Raw genomic sequence first — 23,428 nt, forward strand, 5'->3', positions numbered from 1 at the left:
ACGACCGTCAATTCCATTCACTCGGATCGTCCGGCACGTACCTGCCGGTGAAGGAGCAAGAACAATGGCGTCCGTAACCTATGACAACGCGTCCCGCGTCTACCCCGGGGCCACGCGTGCCTCGGTCGACAAGCTGAACCTCGAGGTCGGAGACGGCGAGTTCCTCGTCCTCGTCGGCCCCTCGGGCTGCGGCAAGTCCACCTCCCTGCGCATGCTCGCCGGCCTCGAAGAGGTCAACGAGGGCCGCATCCTGATCGGCGACCGCAACGTCACGGACGTTCCGCCGAAGGACCGCGACATCGCGATGGTCTTCCAGAACTACGCGCTCTACCCGCACATGTCGGTCGCCGAGAACATGGGCTTCGCGCTCAAGATCGCCGGCATCAACAAGGACGAGCGCGCCGCGCGGGTCCTCGAGGCCGCGAAGATGCTCGACCTCGAGCCCTACCTCAACCGCAAGCCGAAGGCCCTCTCCGGTGGCCAGCGTCAGCGCGTCGCGATGGGTCGCGCCATCGTCCGCAAGCCGCAGGTGTTCCTCATGGACGAGCCGCTGTCGAACCTCGACGCCAAGCTCCGCGTCCAGACCCGCACGCAGATCGGCACGCTCCAGCGCCGCCTGGGCATCACCACGGTCTACGTCACCCACGACCAGACCGAGGCGCTCACGATGGGCGACCGCATCGCGGTCCTCAAGGACGGACTGCTCCAGCAGGTCGGCACGCCCCGCGACCTCTACGAGAACCCGAACAACGTCTTCGTGGCCGGCTTCATCGGCTCGCCCGCGATGAACCTGTTCCACGCGGACGTCACCGACGGCGGCGTCAAGTTCGGCGACACGGTCCTCCCGATCGCCCGCGAGGCGCTCGCGAAGACCACCCAGAAGGTCGTCACGCTCGGCGTGCGCCCCGAGGACGTCACCGTCTCGACCCAGCCCGGCGGCCTGCCGATCGAGGTCGACCTGATCGAGGAGCTCGGCTCGGACGGCTACCTCTACGGCCACACCGAGGTCGAGGGTCGCCGCACCGACATCGTCGCGCGCGTCGACGGCCGCGTGCACCCGACCGCGGGCGACCGCGTCTACGTGACCGCGAACCACCGCGTGCACATCTTCGACGGCGAGTCGGGACTGCGCCTCTCCTAGGCTCCGCCCCCGCGCACACGCTGCCGCCGTCTCCTCCGAGGCGGCGGCAGCATTCGTTCGGGCCCCTCCACCGTCCGACTCACGACACGAACGGCGTGCCATGTCCGGCTCCCTGAACATCACCTCGGCCACGGTCGATCCCGCTCTCCTCGATCTGCCGTGGAACCTGCGGCTGAACGACTGGCCCGACGAGTACATCGCCGCGCTGCCCAAGGGCATCTCGCGGCACACGGTCCGCTTCGCGCACCTCTCCGGCCACGTCGTCGCCGTGAAGGAGACGACGGCCGAGATGTCGCGTCGCGAGTACGAGATGCTCAAGACGCTGCAGCGGCTCGACGTCCCGTGCGTCGTGCCGGGCGCCGTGATCACGAACCGCACCGACGACGAGGGCGACGAGCTGCCCGCCGTGCTGGTCACGCGGCACCTCAAGTTCTCGCTCCCCTACCGCGCGCTGTTCTCGCAGACGTTGCGCCCGGACACCGCCACCCGCCTCGTCGACGCGCTGGCGCTGCTGCTGGTGCGCCTGCACGTCATCGGCTTCTTCTGGGGCGACGTCTCGCTCTCGAACACGCTCTTCCGGCGCGACGCCGGCGCCTTCGCGGCGTACCTCGTGGACGCGGAGACGGGGCAGCTCTACTCGGGCGGGCTCTCCAACGGCCAGCGCGAGAACGACCTCGAGATCGCCCGGGTCAACATCGCCGGCGAGCTGCTGGACCTCGAGGCGGGCGGACGCGTCGACGACGACCTCGACCCGATCACGGTGTCCGACGGCATCGTCGCCGCGTACCGCAGTCTTTGGAAGGAGCTGACCGGGGCGGAGTCGTTCTCGACCTCCGAGCGCTGGCGCATCAACGACCGGGTGAACCGGCTCAACGAGCTGGGCTTCGACATCGAGGAGCTCGCGATCAAGACCGACGAGGCGGGCTCCACCGTGCGGATCCAGCCGAAGGTCGTCGACGCGGGTCACCACCAGCGCCGGCTGCTGCGGCTGACCGGGCTGGACGCGCAGGAGAACCAGGCGCGCCGCCTGCTGAACGACCTCGACTCCTACACGGCCACCTACGACAAGCAGGGGCTCGACGAGGAGATGGTCGCCCACGAGTGGCTCGCGCAGGTGTTCGAGCCGGTCATCCGCTCGATCCCGCGCGACCTCAAGGGGCGGCTGGAGCCGGCGGAGATGTTCCACCAGCTGCTCGAGCACCGCTGGTTCATGTCGCAGCAGCAGGCACGCGACGTGCCGCTGGCGGAGGCGGTCACCGCCTACGTGAACGACATCCTGCGCCACCGCCGCGACGAGGCGACCGTCATCGCCCCGCCGACCGAGGCGATCACCCTGCCGAACCTGGTCATCGACGGCGCGGGTGACGCCGAGCTGACCGACGAGGACGCCGACGTCGACTGGATGAAGAACGTCTGACCCGGCACGCCGGAGGGCTCGTGCGGATCCCGGATCCGGCACGAGCCCTTCATCGTCTGCGGCGGCTGCGGACGCGGATCTCGATACGCCCGCTCCGCGGCCTCCTCGATCAGCATGAAGCGCCCCTTGCTCGGCGGTAGCCGATCAGCATGCTCCCCCGCTCGCCGAAGGCGGTGCCCCTCAGCTGCCGCTCGCCGAAGGCGGCGCCCTCAGCCGCCGCTCGCCGAAGGCGGCGCCCCTCAGCCGCCGCTCGCCGAAGGCGGCGCCCCTCAGCCGCCGCTCGCCGCAGGCGGCGCCCCCTGCTCCTCCCCCGGCGTCAGCGCGGGTGCCGGCGCGGTGAGCTGCAAGGCGGAGGAGGAAGCGATACCGGCGGTATCGCGCCCGACGACAACGCCGCAGATCGCCGTGCCGGCGCCCGCGCTGCCTGTGCTACTCGGAGGCGGCGCGGAGTTTGGAGATCTCGTAGAGCGCGACCGACGCCGCGATGCCGGCGTTGAGCGATTCGGTGGCGGCGCTGATCGGGATGGAGACGACGGCGTCGCACTGCTCGGTGACGAGGCGGGAGAGGCCCTTGCCCTCGCTGCCGACGACGACGAGCAGTGGGCGGTCGGCGAGCTCGAGGCCGGGGAGCATGGTGTCTCCGTCGCCGTCGAGGCCGATGACGAAGACGCCGTCGCGCTTGTAGTCCTTGATCATCGCGGTGAGGTTGGACGCCATCGCGACGGGCACGCGCGCGGCGGCTCCGGCCGAGGTCTTCCAGGCGGCGGAGTTCAGTCCGACCGAGCGGCGCTGCGGCACGATGACGCCCTGTCCGCCGAAGGCGGCGACGGAGCGGATGATCGCGCCGAGGTTGCGCGGGTCGGTGATGCCGTCCAGCGCGACGAACAGCGGGACGACGCCGCGGGAGACGCTGCGCTCGAGCAGGTCGCTCGGGTGCGCGTACTCGTACGGCGGGACCTTGAGCACGAGGCCCTGGTGCACGGAGTCCGGGCCGGCGAGGCGGTCGAGCTCCGGGCGCATGACCTCGAGGACGGGGATGCCGCGGGCGGTGGCGAGCTTGAGCGCCTCCTTGACCCGGTCGTCCATCTCGATGCGCGTCGCGAGGTAGAGCGTCGTCGCGGGGATCTTGGCGCGCAGCACCTCGAGGACCGAGTTGCGGCCGGTGACCATCTCGGACTCGTCGCCGCTCTTGGGCTTCCGCGACGGGGCCGGACGGCCCTGGCCGCGGGCCGCGCCGTTCAGCGCCGCTCCGGGTCGGCCCTTGCCGCCGGCGGCGACGAAGCGCTCGCGCGCCAGCTTCGCCTTGCCCGCGGGGTGGTACGGCCGGTCCTCGGCCTTGGGTGTGGGCTTCTTGCCCTCGAGGGCCTGGCGGCCCTGACCGCCGGAACCGACGGCCTTGCCCTTGCTCTTCTTGCGGACCGCTCCTGGGCGGCCGGGCTTATTCGCCATCGAGACTCCAATGCGCACCCGTCTGGGTGTCTTCGATCGTGATTCCCGCAGCAGCGAGATCGGTTCGGATGCGGTCGGCGGCCGCCCAGTCGCGCTGCTCGCGCGCGGTCTGCCGCTCGGCGACCAGGCGGTCGACGAGCACGGTGAGGGCCCGGTAGGTGGGCTCGTCGTCGGAGCGCGCCCACTCGGGGGCCTCCGGGTCGATGCCGAGGACCGACGCCATGGCGAGGACCTGGGTGCGCAGCGCGGACACCGTGCCGAGGTCCTCCGCGTCGAGGGCGGCGTTGCCGGCCCGCACGGTCTCGTGCAGGACGCCGATGGCCTGCGGGACCGAGAGGTCGTCGTCCATCGCCTCGGCGAACTCGTCGGGCACGACCGGCTCGCCGACGGCGGCGAAGCGGGTGCCCTCGAGGCGCCGTCGGCTGCGGTCGAGGAAGCCCTCGATGCGCTCGAGCGCCGCCTCGGCCTCCTCGAGCGCGCCGTCGTGGAACTCGAGCGTCGAGCGGTAGTGCGCGGAGCCGAGGTAGTAGCGGACGACCAGCGGGCGGGCGGAGTCGAGCAGCTCGGAGGCGAAGACGGAGTTGCCGAGCGACTTGCTCATCTTCTGCCCGGTGACCGACACGAGGCCGTTGTGCAGCCAGTAGCTGGCGAAGGCGTGGCCCGCGGCACTGGACTGGGCGAGCTCGTTCTCGTGGTGCGGGAAGCGCAGGTCGAGCCCGCCGCCGTGGATGTCGAACTGGGTGCCGAGGTACTTGGTCGACATCGCGGAGCACTCGATGTGCCAGCCGGGGCGGCCCCTCCCCCAGGGCGAGGCCCAGGAGGCGGACTCGGGCTCGTCGGGCTTCATGCCCTTCCACAGCGCGAAGTCGTGCGGGTCGCGCTTGCCGCGCGGGTCGGCGTCGGTCGCCGCCTCCATGCTCTCGAGGCGCTGGTGCGTGAGCGCGCCGTAGTCCGGCCAGGAGCGGGTGTCGAAGTAGACGTCGCCGGAGTCGTCGGGAGCGGGGTAGGCGTGGCCCAGCTCGATCAGGCGCTGCACGAGCGCGACCATCTCGGCGATGCTCGCCGTGGCGCGCGGCTCGTAGGTGGGCGGCAGGATGCCGAGCGCGGAGTAGGCGGCGGTGAACTCCAGCTCGACGCGGTAGGCGAGCGCCCACCACTGCTCCGAGGGCTCGCCCTCGCCGGCCGCGCGGCGGGCCTGCTCGGCGATCGCGAGGATCTTGTCATCGATGTCGGTGACGTTGCGGACGAGGGTGACCCGATAGCCGCGGTAGGCGAGCCAGCGGCGCAGCTGGTCGTAGACCAGGGCGGAGCGCAGGTGCCCGATGTGCGGCGACGACTGCACCGTGGGTCCGCAGACGTACATCCCGACCTCGTTCTCGCGGAGGGGGACGAAGTCGACGAGGGCCTGGGCCTTCGAGTCGTGCAGTCGCAGAGTCACGCCGCGAGTTTACCGGGCGGGGCGGGCGCGGCCGGGCGGCGGGCTGGCGCGGTGGATCAGTGCGCGGATCCGGGAGTGGGGAGGACGAGCGCCGTGGCCGTCGCGGCGACCCCCTCGCCGCGCCCGGTGAAGCCGAGCGCGTCCGAGGTCGTCGCGGCGACGCTGACCGGGGCGCCGAGGAGCGCGGACAGCAGCTGCTGGGCCTCGTCCCGCCGCGGGGAGAACTTCGGGCGGTTGCCGATCAGCTGGACCGAGACGTTGCCGATCGTGAAGCCGGCCGCCTCGACGAGCTCGCGCGTCGCGCGGAGGAAGACCTCGCCGTGCGCGTCCTGGAACCGGGGGTCGTCGGTGCCGAAGCGGGAGCCGATGTCGCCGAGGTTCGCCGCGGCGAGCAGGGCGTCGCAGATCGCGTGCGCGACCGGGTCGCCGTCGCTGTGCCCGGACAGTCCGCGCTCCCCCGGCCAGTGCAGTCCGGCGAGCCAGAGCGGTGACGCGTCGTCGAAGGCGTGCACGTCGGTGCCGATGCCGACCCGCGGCACCGCGGACGACGGCGGCGGCGCGAGCAGCTGCTCGGCGCGGGCGAGGTCCCAGGGCGTGGTGATCTTGAAGGCGAGCGGGTCGCCGGCGACGACCACCGAGCCGCGGCCGTGGGCGGCGAGGAGGGCGGCGTCGTCGGTGAACTCCCGGCCGGCGGCGGCGTAGGCCTCGTCGAGAAGGCGGCGGGGGAAGCCCTGCGGCGTCTGCACGGCGGCGAGCTGCGAGCGGTCGACCGTGTCGAGGATCGCCGCGCCGGCGCCGACCAGCTTGATGGTGTCGGTGACGGGCAGACCCGGGATCGCGCCGCCGCCGGTCGAGCGGACGGCCGCGAGGACGCGCTCGAACTGCGCGACGGGTGTGAGGGCCCGGGCGGCGTCGTGCACGAGGACGGTGGCGACTCCCGGGTGCAGGAGGGCGAGTCCGCGGGCGACGGAGTCCTGGCGGGTCGATCCGCCGGCGGTGACGAGGACCTCGACGGCGGACCCGGCGGCGCGGCGGCAGAGCTCGGCGGTCTCCTCGACGAGGGACTCCGGTGCCACCACGACCACCTGGACCGGCTCGGCGAGGGTGAGGACCGTGCGGAGGCTGCGCTCGAGGATGGTGACGCCGGCGCACTCGACGTAGGCCTTGGGGAGCTCGCGCCCGAGGCGGGTGCCGCTGCCGGCGGCGACGATCACGACGGCCGCGGTCGGCGCCGATCCGGTGACGGTGTTCAACGGGACGTCCTTTCGCCGCCGGTCACAGTAGCAGCGGCCGGGAGGAGGGGCAGCCCGGCCGGGACGCCGACGAGGCTGCGCTAGTCTTTTTCCGGCTCCTGCACCTCGATTCCGCCCTGTCCGGGGCGGGCGGAGCCGATGATCTGGAGGAACCCGTGAAGGCGCGCATCGCTGCATCCGTCGTTCTCGCGGTCGGCGTCGCGTTCGCCACCGCCGGCTGCAACCTGGTCGCCCCGCAGGCGACGCGGGCCATCTACGACCCGAGCGACGGGGTGGGTGCGACGATCGGCGATCTCGCCATCCGCAACGCGATGATCATCTCCGAGGACGGCGAGACCGGCACGCTGGTCGTCTCCCTGGTCAACGACACCGACGAGACGGTGAGCGTCGAGGTGCAGTACGAGGCGAGCACGGGCCGCACCAGCGACACGGTGGACGCGGTCCCCGGTCGCACGGAGGTCCGCCCGGGCAGCACCGAGTCGGTCACCATGGAGGGCCTCGACACGATCCCCGGCAGCCTGTTCCCCGTGTACTTCCAGTACGGCTCGGAGGAGGGCGAGGAGCTGCTCGTCCCGATCCTGACGAACGCCCTCGAGGCCTACGCGACGCTGACCCCGGCCCCGTCGGCCAGCCCGACCCTCACGCCCACGCCGGACCCGGCGCAGACGGCGCTGCCCACCCCGACCGTGCAGCCTGGCGTCGACGCCCCGGCCGAGTAGCACCCGCTTCCGCGAAGGGCCGTCCACCTCGGTGGGCGGCCCTTCGTCGTTCCGGCGGGCGGGTCCACGGGGAAGGGCCGCCCGCGCGCATGCTGGTCGAGTAGCCCCGCAGGGGCGTATCGAGACCCACCCACCCGCACAGCGGCGGCCTCCCTGACATCTCGTCGCGCAGCGACGGCCCGTCGGCACTGCTCGCTCTGCTCCGGTAGGTCTCGATACGCCGCCTGCGGCGGCTACTCGACCAGCATGTGCTCCGGCGGTATCGCAACCGACGACAACGCCGCAGACGCCTCCGCCAGGCCCCGCGATCAGGCGTCGAAGCGGTAGCCGAGGCCGCGGACGGTCACCAGGAGGACCGGCTCCTTGGGCGTCTTCTCGATCTTGGAGCGGATGCGCTTGACGTGGACGTCGAGGGTCTTGGTGTCGCCGAAGTAGTCGCTGCCCCAGACGCGGTCGATCAGCTGGCCGCGGGTGAGGACGCGGCCGGCGTTGCGGAGCAGCATCTCGAGGAGCTCGAACTCCTTGAGCGGCATCGGGGTCTCGACGCCGTCCACCTCGACGGTGTGGCGCTCGATGTCCATGCGGACGGGGCCGGCGACGACGATGCGCTCCTCGCCCGGGTCCTCGGTGCGGCGGCGGAGGACGGCGCGGATGCGGGCGAGCAGCTCCCGGGTCGAGTACGGCTTGGTGACGTAGTCGTCGGCGCCGAGCTCGAGTCCCACGACGATGTCCACCTCGGAGTCCTTCGCGGTGACCATGATGATCGGGATCGCGGAGCGGGTGCGGATCTCGCGGCACACCTCGGTGCCGGGCATCCCGGGGAGCATGAGGTCGAGCAGGATCAGGTCGTACTCGCCCTCGTCGAAGGCGGAGACGGCGCGGAGGCCGTCCTCGGCGACGGTGACGTCGTAGCCCTCGCGTTCGAGCAGGTAGCTGAGCGGCTCGCTGAGGGCGCTCTCGTCCTCGACGAGCAGGATGCTGGTCACGCGGTGTCTCCTATCGGGGCGGCGGACGCGAAGGGCGTCCTGGCCGGGTCTACTTCGGGGAGTCGGATGGTGAAGGTGCTGCCGCGGCCGGGCTTGGACCAGACGCGGACGTCGCCGCCGTGGTTCTGCACGGCGTGCTTGACGATGCTGAGGCCGAGGCCGGTGCCGCCGGTGTGGCGGGAGCGGGCCTGGTCGACGCGGTAGAAGCGCTCGAAGACGCGGTCGAGGTCCTCCTCGGGGATGCCGATGCCCTGGTCGGTGACGGCGATCTCGACGACGCCGCCGGTGGAGCGGACGCCGATCCCGACGCGGGAGCCGGGCGGGGAGTACTGGATGGCGTTGGCCAGCAGGTTGTGCAGCGCCGAGACGAGCATCTTCTCCTGGCCGGCGACGTACGCCTTCTTCATCCCGCCCTTGACGAGGGTGACGTCGTGCGACTCCGCCATCACGTGCGTCGTCTCGAGCGCGGCGACCACGATGTCGTCGACGCGGACGACCTCGGCGGAGCCGGCGACGTCCGCCGACTGCAGGCGGGAGAGCTCGATGATCTCGCGGGTGATCTTCGCGAGGCGGTGCGACTCCTGGGTGAGGCGGTGCGCGAACCGGCGGACCTGCTTCGGGTCGTCGGCGGCGGAGTCGAGGGCCTCGGCGAGCAGGCCGACCGCGCCGATCGGCGTCTTCAGCTCGTGCGAGATGTTGGCGACGAAGTCGCGGCGGACCGCCTCCAGCCGGCGGGCCTCGGTGTGGTCCTCGGCGAGGACGAGGACGAAGCGGGAGCCGAGCCGCGTGGCGTGCACGACGAGGGTGACCGCGGCGTCCGAGAGCGGGCTCGTCGCCAGCTCCAGGTCCTGCTCGATGTCGTCGCCGAAGCGGCGCACCCGGTCGACGATCGCGACGAGGTCCGGGTGGAGGAGCGTGTCCTGGGAGACGAGGCCGAGCGAGATCGCGCGGGCGGACGCCTTCAGCACGTTGTGGGAGGGGTCGGTCACGAACGCGGGAGCGCCGACGGCGTCGATGATCGCGCCGATGCCCTCGGGCAGGCCGACGGTGACGACCTCCGCGGCGATCCGGCCCTGGCGCGCGGCGAGGGTGACGACACTGGTGAGGACGATCCCGAGGACGATGCCGAGAACGAGCGACAGCACGACGATCAGGCCCGGATCCACGCTCCCAGGCTATCCATCCACCGCGCGTCTCCCTACCGGATGCCCGGCGACGGGTCGCGGGTCGAGTACTGTTCAAACGCTCGGCACCGTTCGTTAACCTGCCGTGGTCATCATGGCTGCGCCTGCGCCGGACTGGTGCAGTCGCAGCGCCGTGCGCGGCGCGGATCGGCACCGGTCTCCGTGCGTGCCGCAGAGAGGGTCGAGAAGAAGATGCGCGAAGTTTTCCAGCAGGAGCTGGCCGAGGTCCAGGATCGGCTCGTCGAGATCTCCGGACTCGTCGAGATCGCGATCGAGAAGGCGACCCAGGCGTTCAACCACTCGGACGTGTCCCTCGCCGAGGAGGTCATCGCCAGCGACGCCCGCATCGACGAGCTGGCCATCAGCCTCGACGAGCTCGCGATCGACATCCTCGCCCGCCAGGGCCCCGTCGCCCGCGACCTGCGGACCGTCGTGTCCGCGCTGCGGATCAGCGCCTCGCTCGAGCGGATGGGCGACATCGCCGAGCACATCGCTCAGCTCTCCCGCTACCGCTTCCCCGACAAGGTCGTGCCGAAGTCGCTCCGCCCGACGTTCGTCGAGATGGGCCGCCTCGACGTCGTCGTCGCGCACAAGCTCACCGAGCTGCTGCGCACCCAGGACCCCCGCATCGCCGAGGAGATCCGCGACGAGGACGACAAGATCGACGAGCTGCACGTCAGCGTCTTCGACAAGGTCCTCAGCGAGGCCTGGAAGGGCCAGGCCGCCGACACCGTCGACGCCACCCTCGCCAGCCGCTACCACGAGCGCTTCGCCGACCACGCGGTGTCCATCGCGAAGAAGGTCCAGTACCTGATCTCGGGCGACTGGGGCTGAACCGTTTTGTCGATATCGCGCGAGCGCGATATCGACCGCGGTCGGCAGACCGCGTGGGCGCGTTTCGCAGAGCGGGGTGCGAACGGCTAGGGCGAATCGCTGGCACGCGATTCGCCCGTTCGCCTTGCAGGGGGCGGCTGGTCTCGACTCTCCATGCCTGGGCGTCGGTGAGCGAGTGCCTCCGTTCATGCTGATCGAGTCGCCGGCGTGCAAGGGGCGCGTTCCGCGACCTGGGTCGTCCAGGCTGGATCGAGTAGCGCGCGCAGCGAGTGGATCGAGATCCGCCGTCGTACGGACGCGGGGTCTCGATACGCCGCGTGCCGCGGCTCCTCGACCAGCATGCAAGGGGCGCGTTCCGCGGTCTGGCTCTCGCGTCCACGCTGATCGGGTCGCGCTGGCATGCAGGGAGCGCGTTCCGCGACCCGGGCCGTCCAGGGTGATCGAGTAGCGCGCGCAGCGGGCGTATCGAGATCCGCCGCCGCACGGGCGGGGTCTCGGTACGCCGCGTGCCGCGGCTGCTCGACCGGCGTGCGAGGGGACGGACGCGGACGGCCCGCGGGAGGGGGACTCCGGCGGGCCGTGCGGGGGTGCGAGAAGGCGGGCTACTTCTTGGCGCCCTGGGCGGCGACGGCGGCGGCGCCGGCGGCGGCGGCCTCGGGGTCGAGGTAGCGGGCCTCGCCGATCGGCTCGAAGTTCTCGTCGAGGGTGTAGACGAGGGGGATGCCGGTCGGGATGTTCAGCTCGGCGATGTCCGAGTCGGAGATGCCGTCGAGCGTCTTCACCAGCGCGCGCAGCGAGTTGCCGTGCGCGGTGATCATCACGGTCTTGCCCGAGGCGAGGTCCGGCTTGATGTCCGACTCCCAGTAGGGCAGCATCCGCTCGATCACGAGCTTGAGCGACTCGGTGCGGGGCAGGTCGTCGCCGAGGTCGGCGTAGCGCTCGTCGTGCGCCTGCGAGTACTGGTCCTCGTCGTCGATGGGGGGCGGCGGCACGTCGAACGAGCGGCGCCAGGTCATGAACTGCTCAGGGCCGTACTCGGCGAGGGTCTGCGCCTTGTCCTTGCCCTGCAGCGCGCCGTAGTGGCGCTCGTTGAGGCGCCAGGAGCGCTTCACGTCGATCCACAGGCGGTCGGCCTTCTCGAGCGCGATGTTCGCGGTCTGGATCGCGCGCGTCTGGCGGGAGGTGTACACGACGTCGGGGTGCAGCTCCGCCTCGACCAGCAGCTCGCCGGCGCGAGTCGCCTCCGCGACGCCCTGCTCGGTCAGCCGCACGTCGACCCAGCCGGTGAACAGGTTCTTCTGGTTCCACTCGCTGTTGCCGTGGCGCACGAGGATGAGGGTGTAGGTCTCGGACATGCGTCCAGCTTAGAGGCGGCCCCTGCGCCCCCGGATACGCTGGAGACCATGCCGATCGGAGCAGTCACCCGCGGCACGACGGGCACGAACCGCCTCCGCCGGGTGGACCGCCGGCTGGCCGAGCTGCCGGCGCTGCGCACGACTCCGGAGCCCGTCGTCGTCGACCTCGGCTTCGGCGCGAGCGCGGTCACCACGCTCGAGCTGCACCGCCGCCTCGTCCGCGCGGCACCCGGCGTCGACGTGGTCGGCTTCGAGATCGAGCCGGCCCGCGTCGAGACCGCGCGACGGCAGTTGCAGCGCGTCCGTGAAGGGGGCACCGCCTTCCCGGCCGACGCCCGGGTGCGCTTCGAGCGCGGCGGCTTCGAGGTCCCCCTGCCGGGACGGCTGCGGGCGAGCGTGATCCGCGCCTTCAACGTCCTCCGGCAGTACGACGAGTCGGCGGTCGCGGAGGCGTGGCGGACGATGACCGACCGGCTGACCCCCGACGGCGTGCTGGTGGAGGGGACCTGCGACGAGATCGGCCGGATCTGCACCTGGATCGAGATCGGCCGCGAGGGGCCCCGCTCGCTCACCCTGTCGCTCCGGCTCGGCGCCGTTCCCTCGCCGATGATCGCGGCGGAGCGGCTGCCGAAGGCGCTGATCCACCGCAACGTCGCGGGTGAGCCGGTGCACGCGTTCCTGCTGGCGCTGGAGCGGGCCTGGCTGCACGCCGCCCCGCTCGCCGTCTACGGGCCGACGCAGCGCTGGATCGCGGCCGTCGAGTCGCTGCGGGGTGAGTGGCCGATCCTCGGCCGGCGGCGGCGGTGGCGTCTCGGGGAGGTGACCGTCGCGTGGGAGGCGGTGGCTCCGCTCGACCCGGCCCCGTCGCTCCTGTGAGCATTCTCATATTTAAGGTCGTTACCCTCGTGCCCCATGGACGACCCTCCCCCTGAACCCTCGGGCACTGAACCTTCGCCCGCCGCACCGACCTCGACCCTGATCGGCGGTGCCGCGGGTGCCTGAATGGCTCGGCATCGTCATCGGCCTGCTCCTCACCGTCGGCACCGGTCTCTGCGTCGCCTCCGAGTTCGCGCTGGTCAACCTCGACCGGAACGAGCTGGAGGAGCGCCGCGCCCGCGGTGAGAAGCGCCTCGATCCGACGATCTCCGCCCTGCGGATCACCTCCACCCATCTCTCCGGCGCGCAGCTGGGCATCACCCTCACCACGCTGCTCACCGGCTACACCTTCGAGCCCGCGATCAGCTCGCTGCTCGGCGACCCGCTGCGCTCGCTCGGGATCCCGGCCGAGATCGTGCCGGGCATCGGCACGGTCGTCGGCGTCCTGCTGGCGACCGTCTTCTCGATGGTGATCGGCGAGCTGGTCCCCAAGAACTTCGCGCTGGCGCTGCCGCTGAAGACGGCGCAGGTCGTCGTGCCGTTCCAGATCCTCTTCACCACGGTCTTCAAGCCCGTGATCCTGCTGTTCAACAACACGGCCAACGCCCTGATCCGCGCGATGGGCATCGAGCCCAAGGAGGAGCTCTCGGGCGCCCGCAGCGCCGACGAGCTCGGGTCGCTGGTGCGCCGCTCCGTGCTCGAGGGCACGCTCGACAGCGACCACGCGGACCTGCTGCACCGCACGCTCCGCTTCTCGAGCCGCAGCGTCGCCGACGTGATGACGCCGCGGGTCCGGATGGCCTCCGTCCCGCTCGCGAGCACCGCGGAGGACGTGGTCCGGCTCGCGAACCGCACCGGGTTCTCGCGCTTCCCCGTCATCGGCCGCGACTCCGACGACGTCCGCGGTGTCCTGCACGTCAAGCACGCCTTCGCACTGGCACCGGAGCACCGGGCGCAGGCGACGGCGGAGTCGCTGATGATCGCGCCGATGCGCGTCCCCGAGACCGCCCGCGCCGACGCCCTGCTCGCTCCGCTCCGAGGGGGGAACCTCGCGATCGCGGTCGTCGTCGACGAGTACGGCGGGACCGCGGGCGTCGTGACGCTCGAGGACCTCGTCGAGGAGATCGTCGGCGAGCTGGAGGACGAGCACGACCGCAGCCGCGCCGGAGTCGTCCGCTCCGGCCGCTCGGCGACCTTCGGCGGCGAGCTGCGCCCCGACGAGGTCGCGGAGCGCCTCGGCGCCGTGGTGCCCGAGGGCGAGGACTACGACACGGTCGCGGGCTTCCTCGCCTCGACGCTGGGGCGCGTGCCCGAGCTCGGCGACGAGGTCGCCGTGGCCGGCGGCGTGCTGCGGGTCGACCGCGTCGCCGCCCACCGCGTCGACCGCGTCCGCTTCACCCCGTCCGCTGCCGGAGACGAGACCGACGGAGGCGATGCTGTCGGCGTCGCCGCACTCCGAGCCGAGGGGGCCGTCCATGAGTGAGTACCTGCCGGGGATCGCCTGGCTCGTGGTCCTGCTGATCGTCAACGCCTTCTTCGTCGGCGCCGAGTTCGCCGTCATCTCCGCTCGCCGCTCGCAGATCGAGCCGCGGGCCGATGCGGGCAGCCGCGCGGCGAAGACCACCCTGTGGGCGATGGAGCACGCCACCCTGATGCTCGCGACGAGCCAGCTGGGCATCACCGTCTGCTCGCTGGTGATCCTCAACGTCTCCGAGCCGGCGATCCACCACCTGCTCGAGATCCCGCTGGGCTTCACGGCGCTGTCCGCGGAGGCGATCGGCGTGATCGCGTTCGTCGCCGCGCTGCTGCTCGTCACCTTCCTGCACGTCGTGTTCGGCGAGATGGTGCCGAAGAACCTGGCGTTCTCGGTGCCGACCCGGGCCGCGCTGCTCCTCGCTCCGCCGCTCGTGCTGGTCTCGCGCCTCGTGAAGCCGGTGATCTGGTCGCTGAACGCGGTCGCCAACGGCATCCTCCGCCTGGTGCGGGTGGAGCCGAAGGACGAGGCGACCAGCGCCTTCACGCTGGACGAGGTCGCCGCGATCGTCCGCCAGTCGACCCGCGAGGGCGTGCTGGTCGACGCCTCCGGCACCGTCACGGCGGCCTTCGAGTTCACGACCAAGCGGGTCGCGGACGTCGCGGTCCCGCTCGAGCGGATGGTGCTGCTGCCCGCCGAGGCCACGCCCGCGGACGTGCGCCGCGCAGTGGCCGAGCACGGCTACTCCCGCTACCTGCTCGCGGACGGCGACGGCCTGCCCGGCGGCTACCTGCACCTCAAGGACGTCTCCGACCTGGACGCGACCGAGGTGCCGGTGCCGCGCAAGCGGATCCGCCGGCTCGCCGCGGTCTCGGCCTGCGACGAGCTGGAGGACGCGCTCGCCGCGCTCCGGCGCACCGGCGCGCACCTCGCCCGGGTGGTCGACGCCGAGGGCCGCACCACCGGTGTCCTCTTCCTCGAGGACATCATCGAGGAGCTCGTGGGCGAGGTGCAGGACGCCACCAACGCGTGAGCCCCGGAGGAGCCCGGCCGGTCAGGCGAGCTCGGGCAGCGCGGCTCTCGCCTCGGCCGAGCTCGCCCCGGTCGCCGTCAGCAGGTCGACGACGAGCGGGCGGAGGATGACCAGCAGCGTCTTCTCCGCCAGCCGCGCCTCGGGGATCAGCGCCTGCGGGTCGAGGGTCGTCGCGAGCAGCACGAGGTCCTGACGCGCGAGCGCGAGCACGGCGGGCTCGGTGACGGCCCGGCCGATCAGCGCGATCCCCGGGCCGACGTCCGCGACCACGTCGGCGAGCGCCGGCCGCGGCACGGCGTCGCCGACCAGGAAGTCGGTGCGCCGCGCGACGATGCGGAGGTTGCGCGTCGCGAGGTCGAGCGCGGCGAGCATCGTGCGCTGCCGCTCCAGCTCCGCGCGGTGCCGCCGGACGAACGGCGAGATCCGTGCGACCCCGATCGCCGAGTCGAGGGCGGCCGTCCAGCCGTCGATCACCGGCTGCGTGCCGCGGACGCGCTCGAGCGCCGCCGCGGAGGCCGCCTGATCGCCCCGGCGGAGCGCGTCGGCGAGCGCGTCGATCGTCTCGGCGAGCGCCGACACCAGCCGCCGCGCCTCGGCGCGCGCCGCCCGGAGCGGGTTGCGCGGCACGATCGCGGTGCACAGCAGCGCGGCGAGTCCGCCGACCAGACCGTCGAGGCTCCGGGTGAACACTCCCCCGTCGGGCGCGGGCAGGATCATCACCAGCATCGCCTGCGTGCCGGCCGCGACGGCGAAGCCGGGCGACGGCGAGAGCGCCCGCCCCACGGTGAAGACGATCGCGAGCACCACGGCCAGCTGCCAGACGCCGGTGCCCCAGAGCAGCAGCAGCACTTCGCTCGCGGTGATCCCGATCAGCATGCCGATCGCGGTCTCGGCGACCTGCTTCGGCCGGGTGTCGCGGGCGATGCCCAGGCTCGAGATGGTCGCCGTCAGCGACAGCACCGGGGCGGGGTGCCCGAAGACGAAGCGCGAGACGGAGTAGGCGAGGATCGCCGCGAGGACGATCTGCAGCACCGCGGGCAGCGACGCCACGGCGCGCGCGACGCCCCGGCCGGGCCGGACGTCGTCGAGGCGGACGAGCGCCCGGATCCGCTCGGCCGCCCGATCCCGCCGAGCGGGTCCTGCGGCCACCACGGCGTGGCCTACCTGGTCGCTGCCCCGAGGCGGGGCAGGCGGGGCACTCCCGCCTCGGCGCCGGCGCCCGGCGGCACGACGACCTCCTGGGCGGCGGAGACGCGGATCTCGCCGGCCAGCACGGTGAGCTCGAGGTCGACGGGGACCGAGCGCTTCACCACGGCGAGGGCGATGGGGCCCTCCTCGTAGTGCCAGGCGCTCGCGGTGACGGTGCCGACCTCGACCGGCTCGCCGCCCTTGAGCGCGGTGACGACGTCGCCGTGGCCGGGCAGCGCCGAATCGGAGCCGTCGAGCTGCAGCAGCACGAGGCGGCGGGGCGGGTGACCGAGGTTGTGCACCTTGGCGACCGTCTCCTGCCCGCGGTAGCAGCCCTTCGCCAGGTGCACCGACGAGCGGAGCAGGTCGAGCTCGTGCGGGATCGAGCGGTCGTCGACCTCGGTCGCGTGCCGCGGGCGCCAGGCGGCGATGCGGAGCGCCTCGAGGGCGTCGGAGCCGGCGAGCGCCACGCCCGCCGCGCGGGCCCGGGCCTCGAGCCCGTCGAGCGCCGCGCGCGGCACGAGGATCTCGCGGGCGGTCCAGCCGGCCGCGGGATGCGTGGGAGCGGTGGCGTACTGCCAGCCGCCGGGCTGGACCTGCGCCCACGGGTCGAGCCAGCTGATGCCGGACTCCCCCGCGAGCTCGAGGGCCAGCGCGGTCGCCGGGCCGTCGCCGAGGGTCGCGAGCGTCGCGAACTCGGCGGTGCGGTCGGCGATCTCGACGCGGAGCATGAAGCGCATCCGGTCGAGCCAGGCCGCGAGCCCCGGCGTCTCGTCGCGGTCGAGGAGGAGCCAGGCGGTCTCGCCGTCGTCGACGACGCGGATGAGGTGCTCGATCCGCCCGGACGGGTCCAGCAGCAGGGTCTCGGCCGAGTCGCCGGGGGCGAGGCGGGCGAGCGCCTGGCTGGTCAGCGAGTCGAGCCAGGTGAGGCGGTCCGGACCGGTGACGGTGACGACGCCGCGACCCGAGAGGTCGACGATCGCGGTGCCCGCGGCGAGCGCCCGCTGCTCGCGGAACGGCTCGCCGTAGTGCGCGGCGACGCCGGGCTCGGCCGCACTGGTGCCGACGACGGCGCCCGAGACCGACAGGAGCGGGGAGATCGGCAGCCGCTCGGAGGACGCGGTCTCATTCGACACGGGCGAGCCTTCCGGAGGAGTGGGTGCGGAGCCCCTGGCCGAGCGCGGCGATGTCCCACGCCCAGAGCAGGTGGTCGTCGACGAGGCCGTAGAGGCGGGTGGCGGCCGCGTAGTCCTTCGCTGCGGCGGTGCGCATGACGGCGTCGGTCGCGAGGTCGATCCGCGGGCCCTTGACCTGGCCGAGGTACAGCTCGCTGACGCCGTCGGGGTGCACCAGCGACACCTCGATGTCGAAGCCGCCCGCGCCGTTGCGCAGCGTCTCGACCGACTCGGCGTCGGGGAACGCGGGCGCACCGCGGGCCGGCAGCATGGCGGGGCCCGCGTCGGCGTCGGTGAGCGGGCGGCTGAGCCGCCAGTAGCCCATCTCGCTCACGAGCGGCCGGTGGCCGACCTCGCTGTCGTCCTCGAGCAGCCAGGTGTACGAGCTGTAGTTGAGGTAGGGCAGGCCGTCGTAGCTGAAGCTCACGCGGTGGCCGAACTCGGCCTGCACGGAGTCGTCGCCGACGGCGTAGTCGATGACGCCCGATCCCTCCCAGACGCCGAGCAGCCAGGAGAGCGGGACGAGTTCGGGCGGGAGGCCCGAGGGGAGGGAGATCAAACCTGCTCCGGCGGCGGCTAGCGCTGGCCGCGGTAGAGCTTGTAGACGACCACGCCGGAGACCCACGCGATCGCGAGGGAGGCGAGCCCGAGCAGTCCGAGATAGAAGAGTTCGAGGGCGAGAAGCATGACGCCATCCTATCCGGCGGCACCGACGCGACGGGGTGGAGGAGGCCCGATCAGAGCGAGGCGAGGGCGGCGATGCCGCTGGCGACCGCGACGACGACCATCGCCCCGACGACGCTCGTCATCGTGCGCACCAGATAGCCGTCCGCCTTCGCGACGGCGAGCTGGACGGCGAAGGTCGCGAGGACGCAGCCGCCGAAGGTCAGCGCCAGCCAGAGCTGCTGCGAGACGGCCGGGGCGATCACCAGGGTGACGACGGAGCCGAGGAGCGCGAGCACCCAGACCGCTGCCACTCCCGCGCGATCCCTGCCCATCCCTCAATTGTGCCCCAGGGAATCGGCCTCTCCGACCCGCCGCTAGTATTGCCGGAGACCAATCCTGGAGGATCCGTGGCGCAGTTGTTGATACTGACCTCAGCCGGTGGCTCGGAGGTCCTCCCCGCACTGGGCCTGCTCAGCCACAAGACCCGGCAGATCCCGGCGGAGCCGGCGCACCTCGTGAACGCCCCGAGCTGCGACCTCATCTTCGTCGACGCCCGGCAGGACCTGGCCAGCGCGAAGTCGCTCTGCAAGATCCTGACCACCACCGGGATCAACGTCCCGCTCATCCTCATCCTCACCGAGGGCGGTCTCACCGCGGTCTCGGCGGACTGGGGCGTGAACGACGTCATCCTCGACTCGGCCGGCCCCGCCGAGGTCGACGCCCGCATCCGGCTGGTCATCGGCCGGCTCGCGCAGGAGCAGTCGACCTCGCGGATCCAGGCGTCCGGCGTCGTGATCGACGAGGCCAGCTACTCCGCGAAGGTGCACGGGCGCCCGCTCGATCTCACCTTCAAGGAGTTCGAGCTGCTGCGGTTCTTCGCGACGCACCCCTCGCGCGTCTTCACCCGCGAGCAGCTACTCAGCGAGGTCTGGGGCTACGACTACTTCGGCGGCACCCGCACGGTCGACGTGCACGTGCGGCGCCTGCGCGCCAAGCTCGGCGATCTGGAATCGCTCATCGGGACGGTCCGCAACGTCGGATACCGCTTCAACGTGTACGAAGAGGACAATGAACGAGTCGCTCAATCTCTCGGTTGAGAACCTGGCCGATCCCGCCGTCGCCGCGGGACTCGAGCACCTGATCGGCCGGGCCGCCTGGTTCGACGGCCGGCCCCGGTTCAGCGATCAGACCCTGATCGACGCGCGGGCCGGGTCGCGCACGCTCCTCGTCGGCCTGCGCGCCGACGTCGTGGTGGCGGCCGCCGTGCTCGGCCAGGGCGAGCTCGAGTTCGTGGTGGACCCGGAGTGGCGCGGCGTCGGATTCGGCCGCGCCGTCCTCGATCAGGTGCTCGCGAGCGGGCGCACCGGGCTCCTGGCCTGGGCGCACGGCGATCACCCGGCGGCCAGGGCCCTCGCCGCCTCGCACGACTTCGCGCCGGTGCGGACGCTGCTGCACCTCGCGCTCGATCCGCTCGTCGCCCCGGAGGCGAGCGTCCCCGAGGGCTTCGCGCTCTCCGACGGCCGCGACCTCGACCCGGCTGAGTGGGTCGCCCTCAACGCCCGGGTCTTCGCCGCGCACCCGGAGCAGGGCCGGATCACCGAGGGCGACCTGGCCGCGCGCCGGGCCGAATCCTGGTACGACGACGGGGACTTCCTCCTGCTCCGCGACGCCGACGGCGTGCTCGTCGGCTACGACTGGCTGAAGATCGAGCCGGAGTCGACGACGGGCGAGATCTACGTCCTCGGCGTGGCCCCCGAGACCGCGGGTCGCGGACTCGGCCGGACGCTCCTCGGGGCGGGACTCGCCCGGATGCTCGAGCGCGGCTGCGCCGTCGCGGACCTCTACGTCGAAGCGGAGAACCGCTCCGCCGTGGCGCTGTACCGCTCGCTCGGCTTCACCGACGCCGCCGTCGACGTGCAGTACCTGCACCGCCGCCCCGCGGTGCGCTGAGCGGCGCAGCGGCTCCGAGGCTCCTCCCCAGGGCGGGTTCACCCGGCATTCACCACGGGCGGCGCGGGCGCGTCCGAGGCGGTGCCAGGATGGTCGCATGGACGGCGACAACCTGATTCTCGAAGACGGCCTGAGCGACGAGCTCGACGACGACTTCGACGAGGAGGAGGAGGGTCACTCCGACCCCCTGCTCCCGGACGACCGCTACCTCGACCGCGAGCTGAGCTGGCTGGCGTTCAACCAGCGCGTGCTCGAGCTGGCCGAGGACCCGCTGGTCCCCGCGCTCGAGCGGGCCAACTTCCTCGCGATCTTCTCGTCCAACCTCGACGAGTTCTTCATGGTCCGCGTCGCGGGGCTGAAGCGCCGCATCCTCACCGGTCTCGCGCTGCCCACCAACATCGGGCGGGTGCCGGTCGACGTGCTGACCGACATCTCCGAGAAGGCGCACCTGCTGCAGCAGCGGCACTCGCGCGCCTTCAAGGAGCTCGTCGAGCCGGCCCTCCGCGACGCGGGGATCGACATCGTCCGCTGGAGCGAGCTCAGCGACGCCGAGCGCGAGGTGCTCGACGACTACTTCTCGGCGCAGGTCTTCCCCGTGCTGATGCCGCTGGCCGTCGACCCGGCGCACCCGTTCCCCTACATCTCGGGGCTCTCGCTCAACCTCTCGGTGCGCGTGCGCAACCCGAAGACCCAGAAGACCGAGTTCGCCCGCCTCAAGGTGCCGCAGATGCTGCCGCGCTTCGTGCGGATCGCCGGCGTCGCCGCTCCCGGTGAGCCGATGCGCTTCATCTCGCTCGAGGACCTGATCGCGAACCAGCTCGACGACCTCTTCCCTGGCATGGAGATCCTCGACCACCACGTCTTCCGGGTCACCCGCAACGAGGACGTCGAGGTCGACGAGGACGAGACCGAGAACCTGATCAAGGCGCTCGAGAAGGAGCTCCTCCGCCGCCGGTTCGGCCCGCCCATCCGCCTCGAGGTGACCGACGACATGGACGACGAGACCCTCGGGCTCCTCGTCCGCGAGCTCGACATCACCACGCAGGAGGTCTACAAGCTCCCCGCGCCGCTCGACCTCGGCGGCCTCTTCAGCCTGCAGAAGATCGACCGGCCGGACCTGAAGTACCCCAACCACGTCCCGACGACGGCCGTGCAGCTCTCGCCGAGCGAGCCGAACCAGCGCCAGGACATCTTCAAGGCGGTCTCGCGCGGCGACGTGCTGCTGCACCACCCCTACGAGTCCTTCGCGACGAGCGTCCAGGCGTTCCTCGAGCAGGCCGCGGCCGACCCCGACGTGCTGGCGATCAAGCAGACGCTGTACCGCACCTCGGGCGACTCCCCCATCGTCGAGGCGCTGATCGACGCCGCGGAGTCCGGCAAGCAGGTGCTCGCGCTCGTCGAGATCAAGGCGCGCTTCGACGAGAAGGCCAACATCTCCTGGGCCCGCAAGCTCGAGAAGGCCGGCGTCCACGTGGTCTACGGCCTCGTCGGGCTGAAGACCCACTGCAAGCTCGCGCTGGTCATCCGCCAGGAGAAGGGCGGGGTGCTGCGGCACTACTCCCACATCGGCACCGGCAACTACAACCCGAAGACCTCGCGGATCTACGAGGACCTCGGCCTGCTGACCGCCGACCCCGAAGTCGGCAAGGACCTCACCCGCCTCTTCAACGAGCTCTCCGGCTACGCGATCGAGAAGAAGTTCAAGCGCCTGCTGGTCGCGCCGCGTCATCTGCGCAAGGGACTGCTGAAGCGGATCGCGGCCGAGACCGAGAACGCTCGCGCCGGCCGCCCCTCGGGCATCCGGATCAAGATGAACTCGATCGTCGACGAGTCGGTGATCGACGCGCTCTACCGCGCGAGCCAGGCCGGCGTGCCCGTCGACGTCTGGGTCCGCGGCATCTGCGGTCTGAAGCCCGGGCAGGAGGGCCTCTCCGAGACCATCCGCGTCCGCTCGATCCTCGGGCGCTACCTCGAGCACTCCCGCATCTTCAGCTTCGTCAACGGCGGCGACCCCGAGGTCTTCATCGGCAGCGCCGACATGATGCACCGCAACCTCGACCGCCGCGTCGAGGCGCTGGTGCGGATCGTCGAGCTGGCGCACCTCAGCGAGATCGCCGACATGTTCGACCGCGCGATGGACGAGAAGACGGCCTCCTGGTGGCTCGGCCCGGACGGGATCTGGACGCGGCACCACCTCGACGAGGACGGCGCCCCCCTCTCCGATCTGCAGAACCGGCTGATGGCGCACATCACGCATCGCAAGCGCACGGCGACGCGGACCGGCTCCCGAGCCTCCACCCGCTGACGCCGTGACGGGGACCGTCTACGCGGCCGGCGCCGTGTGCTGGCGGATCATCGAGGGGCGACTGCACGTCCTGGTGATCCACCGGCCGCACCGCAAGGACGTCAGCCTGCCTAAGGGCAAGGTCGATCCGGGCGAGTCGCTGCCGGAGACCGCGGTGCGCGAGATCCGCGAGGAGACCGGGTTCGCCGTCGCGCTCGGAGTGCCGCTCGGCACCGTGCAGTACGCGCTGCCGAACGGGCGACCGAAGACCGTGCACTACTGGGCGGCACGAGTGACCGAGAAGGCGGTGCTCGCCTCGGACTTCGTGCCGAACCGCGAGGTCGAGGCGCTCGAGTGGGTCACGATCAAGCGCGCCCGCAGCTACCTGACCTACCCGCACGACATCGAGATCGTCGACGAGTTCGCGCGGATCGTCTCGCGCGGCACGCATGACACCTTCGCCGTCGTGGTGCTCCGGCACGCGAAGGCGGTCCCCGCGTCCTCCTGGGACGGGCGCGACTCCACCCGGCGGCTCAACCGCCGCGGCGACGAGGAGGCGGCCGCCGCGAGCCGCGCCGTCGCCGCCTGGCGGCCCCGTCGGCTCGTCACGAGCACGGCGAAGCGCTGCCGGGCCACGATCGCTCCGCTCTCCACGCTGCTGAAGCGGCCCGTCCGCCTCTCGGAGGACCTCAGCCAGGACGCGCACGAGCACGGCGCCGCCGACGTCCGCTCGGTCGTCGGCAAGCGGGTCCGCGCGCGCAAGAGCGCCGTGCTCTGCAGCCACGGTCCGGTGATCCCCGAGATCCTGCGCGAGCTGGCACTGGCCACCGCGACCCCGATCGGCCCGTACCTCGAGGAGGCCTCCGATCTGCCGACCGGCGGCTTCGCGGTCGTGCACCTCTCCGTCCAGCACCCGGGGTCCGGGATCGTCGCGATCGAGACGCACGCACCGCTCGAGTAGCTCCCGAAAGGGCGGCGGGAGTGCCGCGCGAATACTGCTCCTCCG

21 protein-coding genes are annotated in these 23,428 nt (G+C 72.0%); 11 read left to right on the forward strand and 10 right to left on the reverse strand.

What is annotated here, in order from left to right; translation table 11 throughout:
* Positions 1-64: 64 nt before the first annotated feature.
* Together ugpC and EDF35_RS01470 are read left to right on the forward strand one after the other, a co-directional pair.
* Entirely contained in the window at positions 65-1,141 is a 1,077-nt protein-coding gene (ugpC, locus tag EDF35_RS01465; RefSeq protein ID WP_123702257.1) for a sn-glycerol-3-phosphate ABC transporter ATP-binding protein UgpC, read from the forward strand.
* Positions 1,142-1,241: 100 nt separating this feature from the next.
* Entirely contained in the window at positions 1,242-2,558 is a 1,317-nt protein-coding gene (locus EDF35_RS01470) for a DUF4032 domain-containing protein (RefSeq protein WP_133960542.1), read from the forward strand.
* Positions 2,559-2,987: 429 nt separating this feature from the next.
* Here the strand turns inward: EDF35_RS01470 and rlmB are convergent, their stop codons facing one another.
* Genes rlmB through ispD form a run of 3 tightly spaced genes read right to left on the reverse strand, consistent with a single transcriptional unit; the run spans position 2,988 to position 6,698 of the window.
* Positions 2,988-4,007, reverse strand: coding sequence for a 23S rRNA (guanosine(2251)-2'-O)-methyltransferase RlmB (gene rlmB / locus EDF35_RS01475; protein ID WP_127885979.1), 1,020 nt, complete (start codon positions 4,005-4,007; stop codon positions 2,988-2,990).
* Positions 3,997-5,445: a cysteine--tRNA ligase gene (gene cysS / locus EDF35_RS01480; protein WP_123445157.1), complete on the reverse strand. Its 1,449-nt coding sequence runs from the start codon at positions 5,443-5,445 to the stop codon at positions 3,997-3,999. The genes rlmB and cysS overlap by 11 nt, the downstream gene beginning before the upstream one ends.
* Before the next feature lie 56 nt (positions 5,446-5,501).
* On the reverse strand, positions 5,502-6,698 hold the full coding sequence (gene ispD, locus EDF35_RS01485; RefSeq protein ID WP_243839810.1) for a 2-C-methyl-D-erythritol 4-phosphate cytidylyltransferase: 1,197 nt from the start codon (positions 6,696-6,698) through the stop codon (positions 5,502-5,504).
* Positions 6,699-6,853: 155 nt separating this feature from the next.
* On the opposite strand from ispD, the gene EDF35_RS01490 reads away from it, so the two are divergent.
* On the forward strand, positions 6,854-7,417 hold the full coding sequence (locus EDF35_RS01490; protein WP_123733789.1) for a hypothetical protein: 564 nt from the start codon (positions 6,854-6,856) through the stop codon (positions 7,415-7,417).
* A gap of 308 nt (positions 7,418-7,725) precedes the next feature.
* Here the strand turns inward: EDF35_RS01490 and EDF35_RS01495 are convergent, their stop codons facing one another.
* Positions 7,726-8,403 carry a response regulator transcription factor gene (locus tag EDF35_RS01495; RefSeq protein WP_123733788.1) on the reverse strand — a complete coding sequence of 226 codons (678 nt, stop codon included), beginning with the start codon at positions 8,401-8,403 and terminating at the stop codon, positions 7,726-7,728.
* On the reverse strand, positions 8,400-9,569 hold the full coding sequence (locus EDF35_RS01500) for an ATP-binding protein (protein WP_123702249.1): 1,170 nt from the start codon (positions 9,567-9,569) through the stop codon (positions 8,400-8,402). The genes EDF35_RS01495 and EDF35_RS01500 overlap by 4 nt, the downstream gene beginning before the upstream one ends.
* A 210-nt stretch (positions 9,570-9,779) precedes the next feature.
* Here EDF35_RS01500 and phoU point away from each other — a divergent pair, with 210 nt between their 5' ends.
* On the forward strand, positions 9,780-10,421 hold the full coding sequence (gene phoU / locus EDF35_RS01505) for a phosphate signaling complex protein PhoU (RefSeq protein WP_123702247.1): 642 nt from the start codon (positions 9,780-9,782) through the stop codon (positions 10,419-10,421).
* Between the two features lie 602 nt (positions 10,422-11,023).
* Here the strand turns inward: phoU and EDF35_RS01510 are convergent.
* The gene (locus EDF35_RS01510) at positions 11,024-11,776 is read right to left on the reverse strand and encodes a phosphoglyceromutase (RefSeq protein WP_123445151.1); all 753 of its coding nucleotides are present in this window, start codon (positions 11,774-11,776) and stop codon (positions 11,024-11,026) included.
* A gap of 48 nt (positions 11,777-11,824) precedes the next feature.
* On the opposite strand from EDF35_RS01510, the gene EDF35_RS01515 reads away from it, so the two are divergent.
* From EDF35_RS01515 to EDF35_RS01525, 3 genes are all read left to right on the forward strand, one after another.
* On the forward strand, positions 11,825-12,652 hold the full coding sequence (locus tag EDF35_RS01515) for a class I SAM-dependent methyltransferase (RefSeq protein WP_133960544.1): 828 nt from the start codon (positions 11,825-11,827) through the stop codon (positions 12,650-12,652).
* 118 nt (positions 12,653-12,770) lie between these two features.
* On the forward strand, positions 12,771-14,135 hold the full coding sequence (locus tag EDF35_RS01520; RefSeq protein ID WP_133960545.1) for a hemolysin family protein: 1,365 nt from the start codon (positions 12,771-12,773) through the stop codon (positions 14,133-14,135).
* Positions 14,128-15,159, forward strand: a complete 1,032-nt coding sequence (locus EDF35_RS01525; protein ID WP_133960546.1) for a hemolysin family protein — start codon at positions 14,128-14,130, stop codon at positions 15,157-15,159. The genes EDF35_RS01520 and EDF35_RS01525 overlap by 8 nt, the downstream gene beginning before the upstream one ends.
* 21 nt (positions 15,160-15,180) lie before the next feature.
* On the opposite strand, the gene EDF35_RS01530 is transcribed toward EDF35_RS01525, so the two are convergent.
* The 4 genes from EDF35_RS01530 to EDF35_RS01545 all read right to left on the reverse strand — a co-directional run bounded on the left by EDF35_RS01530 (position 15,181) and on the right by EDF35_RS01545 (position 18,520).
* Complete coding sequence (locus tag EDF35_RS01530; RefSeq protein ID WP_133960547.1) at positions 15,181-16,311, reverse strand: FUSC family protein; 1,131 nt, start codon at positions 16,309-16,311, stop codon at positions 15,181-15,183.
* Positions 16,312-16,319: 8 nt separating this feature from the next.
* Positions 16,320-17,435, reverse strand: a complete 1,116-nt coding sequence (locus EDF35_RS01535; protein ID WP_243839877.1) for a folate-binding protein — start codon at positions 17,433-17,435, stop codon at positions 16,320-16,322.
* A gap of 37 nt (positions 17,436-17,472) precedes the next feature.
* On the reverse strand, positions 17,473-18,081 hold the full coding sequence (locus EDF35_RS01540) for an FABP family protein (protein WP_123733786.1): 609 nt from the start codon (positions 18,079-18,081) through the stop codon (positions 17,473-17,475).
* Positions 18,082-18,259: 178 nt separating this feature from the next.
* A complete protein-coding gene (locus EDF35_RS01545; RefSeq protein WP_133960548.1) occupies positions 18,260-18,520 on the reverse strand; it encodes a hypothetical protein in 261 nt (86 codons plus the stop codon).
* 75 nt (positions 18,521-18,595) lie between these two features.
* Here EDF35_RS01545 and EDF35_RS01550 point away from each other — a divergent pair, with 75 nt between their 5' ends.
* The 4 genes from EDF35_RS01550 to EDF35_RS01565 all read left to right on the forward strand — a co-directional run bounded on the left by EDF35_RS01550 (position 18,596) and on the right by EDF35_RS01565 (position 23,383).
* Complete coding sequence (locus EDF35_RS01550) at positions 18,596-19,285, forward strand: response regulator transcription factor (protein ID WP_123445147.1); 690 nt, start codon at positions 18,596-18,598, stop codon at positions 19,283-19,285.
* A complete protein-coding gene (gene mshD / locus EDF35_RS01555) occupies positions 19,257-20,138 on the forward strand; it encodes a mycothiol synthase (RefSeq protein WP_133960549.1) in 882 nt (293 codons plus the stop codon). Before EDF35_RS01550 ends, mshD begins: the two co-directional genes overlap by 29 nt.
* Before the next feature lie 97 nt (positions 20,139-20,235).
* On the forward strand, positions 20,236-22,443 hold the full coding sequence (locus EDF35_RS01560) for an RNA degradosome polyphosphate kinase (protein ID WP_133960550.1): 2,208 nt from the start codon (positions 20,236-20,238) through the stop codon (positions 22,441-22,443).
* A 4-nt stretch (positions 22,444-22,447) separates the two neighbouring features.
* Positions 22,448-23,383, forward strand: a complete 936-nt coding sequence (locus EDF35_RS01565) for an NUDIX domain-containing protein (protein ID WP_133960551.1) — start codon at positions 22,448-22,450, stop codon at positions 23,381-23,383.
* The last annotated feature ends 45 nt before the right edge of the window (positions 23,384-23,428 follow it).

Source organism: Rathayibacter sp. PhB151 (assembly GCF_004366415.1).
In the GTDB taxonomy this organism is placed as follows: Bacteria; Actinomycetota; Actinomycetes; order Actinomycetales; family Microbacteriaceae; genus Rathayibacter; species Rathayibacter festucae.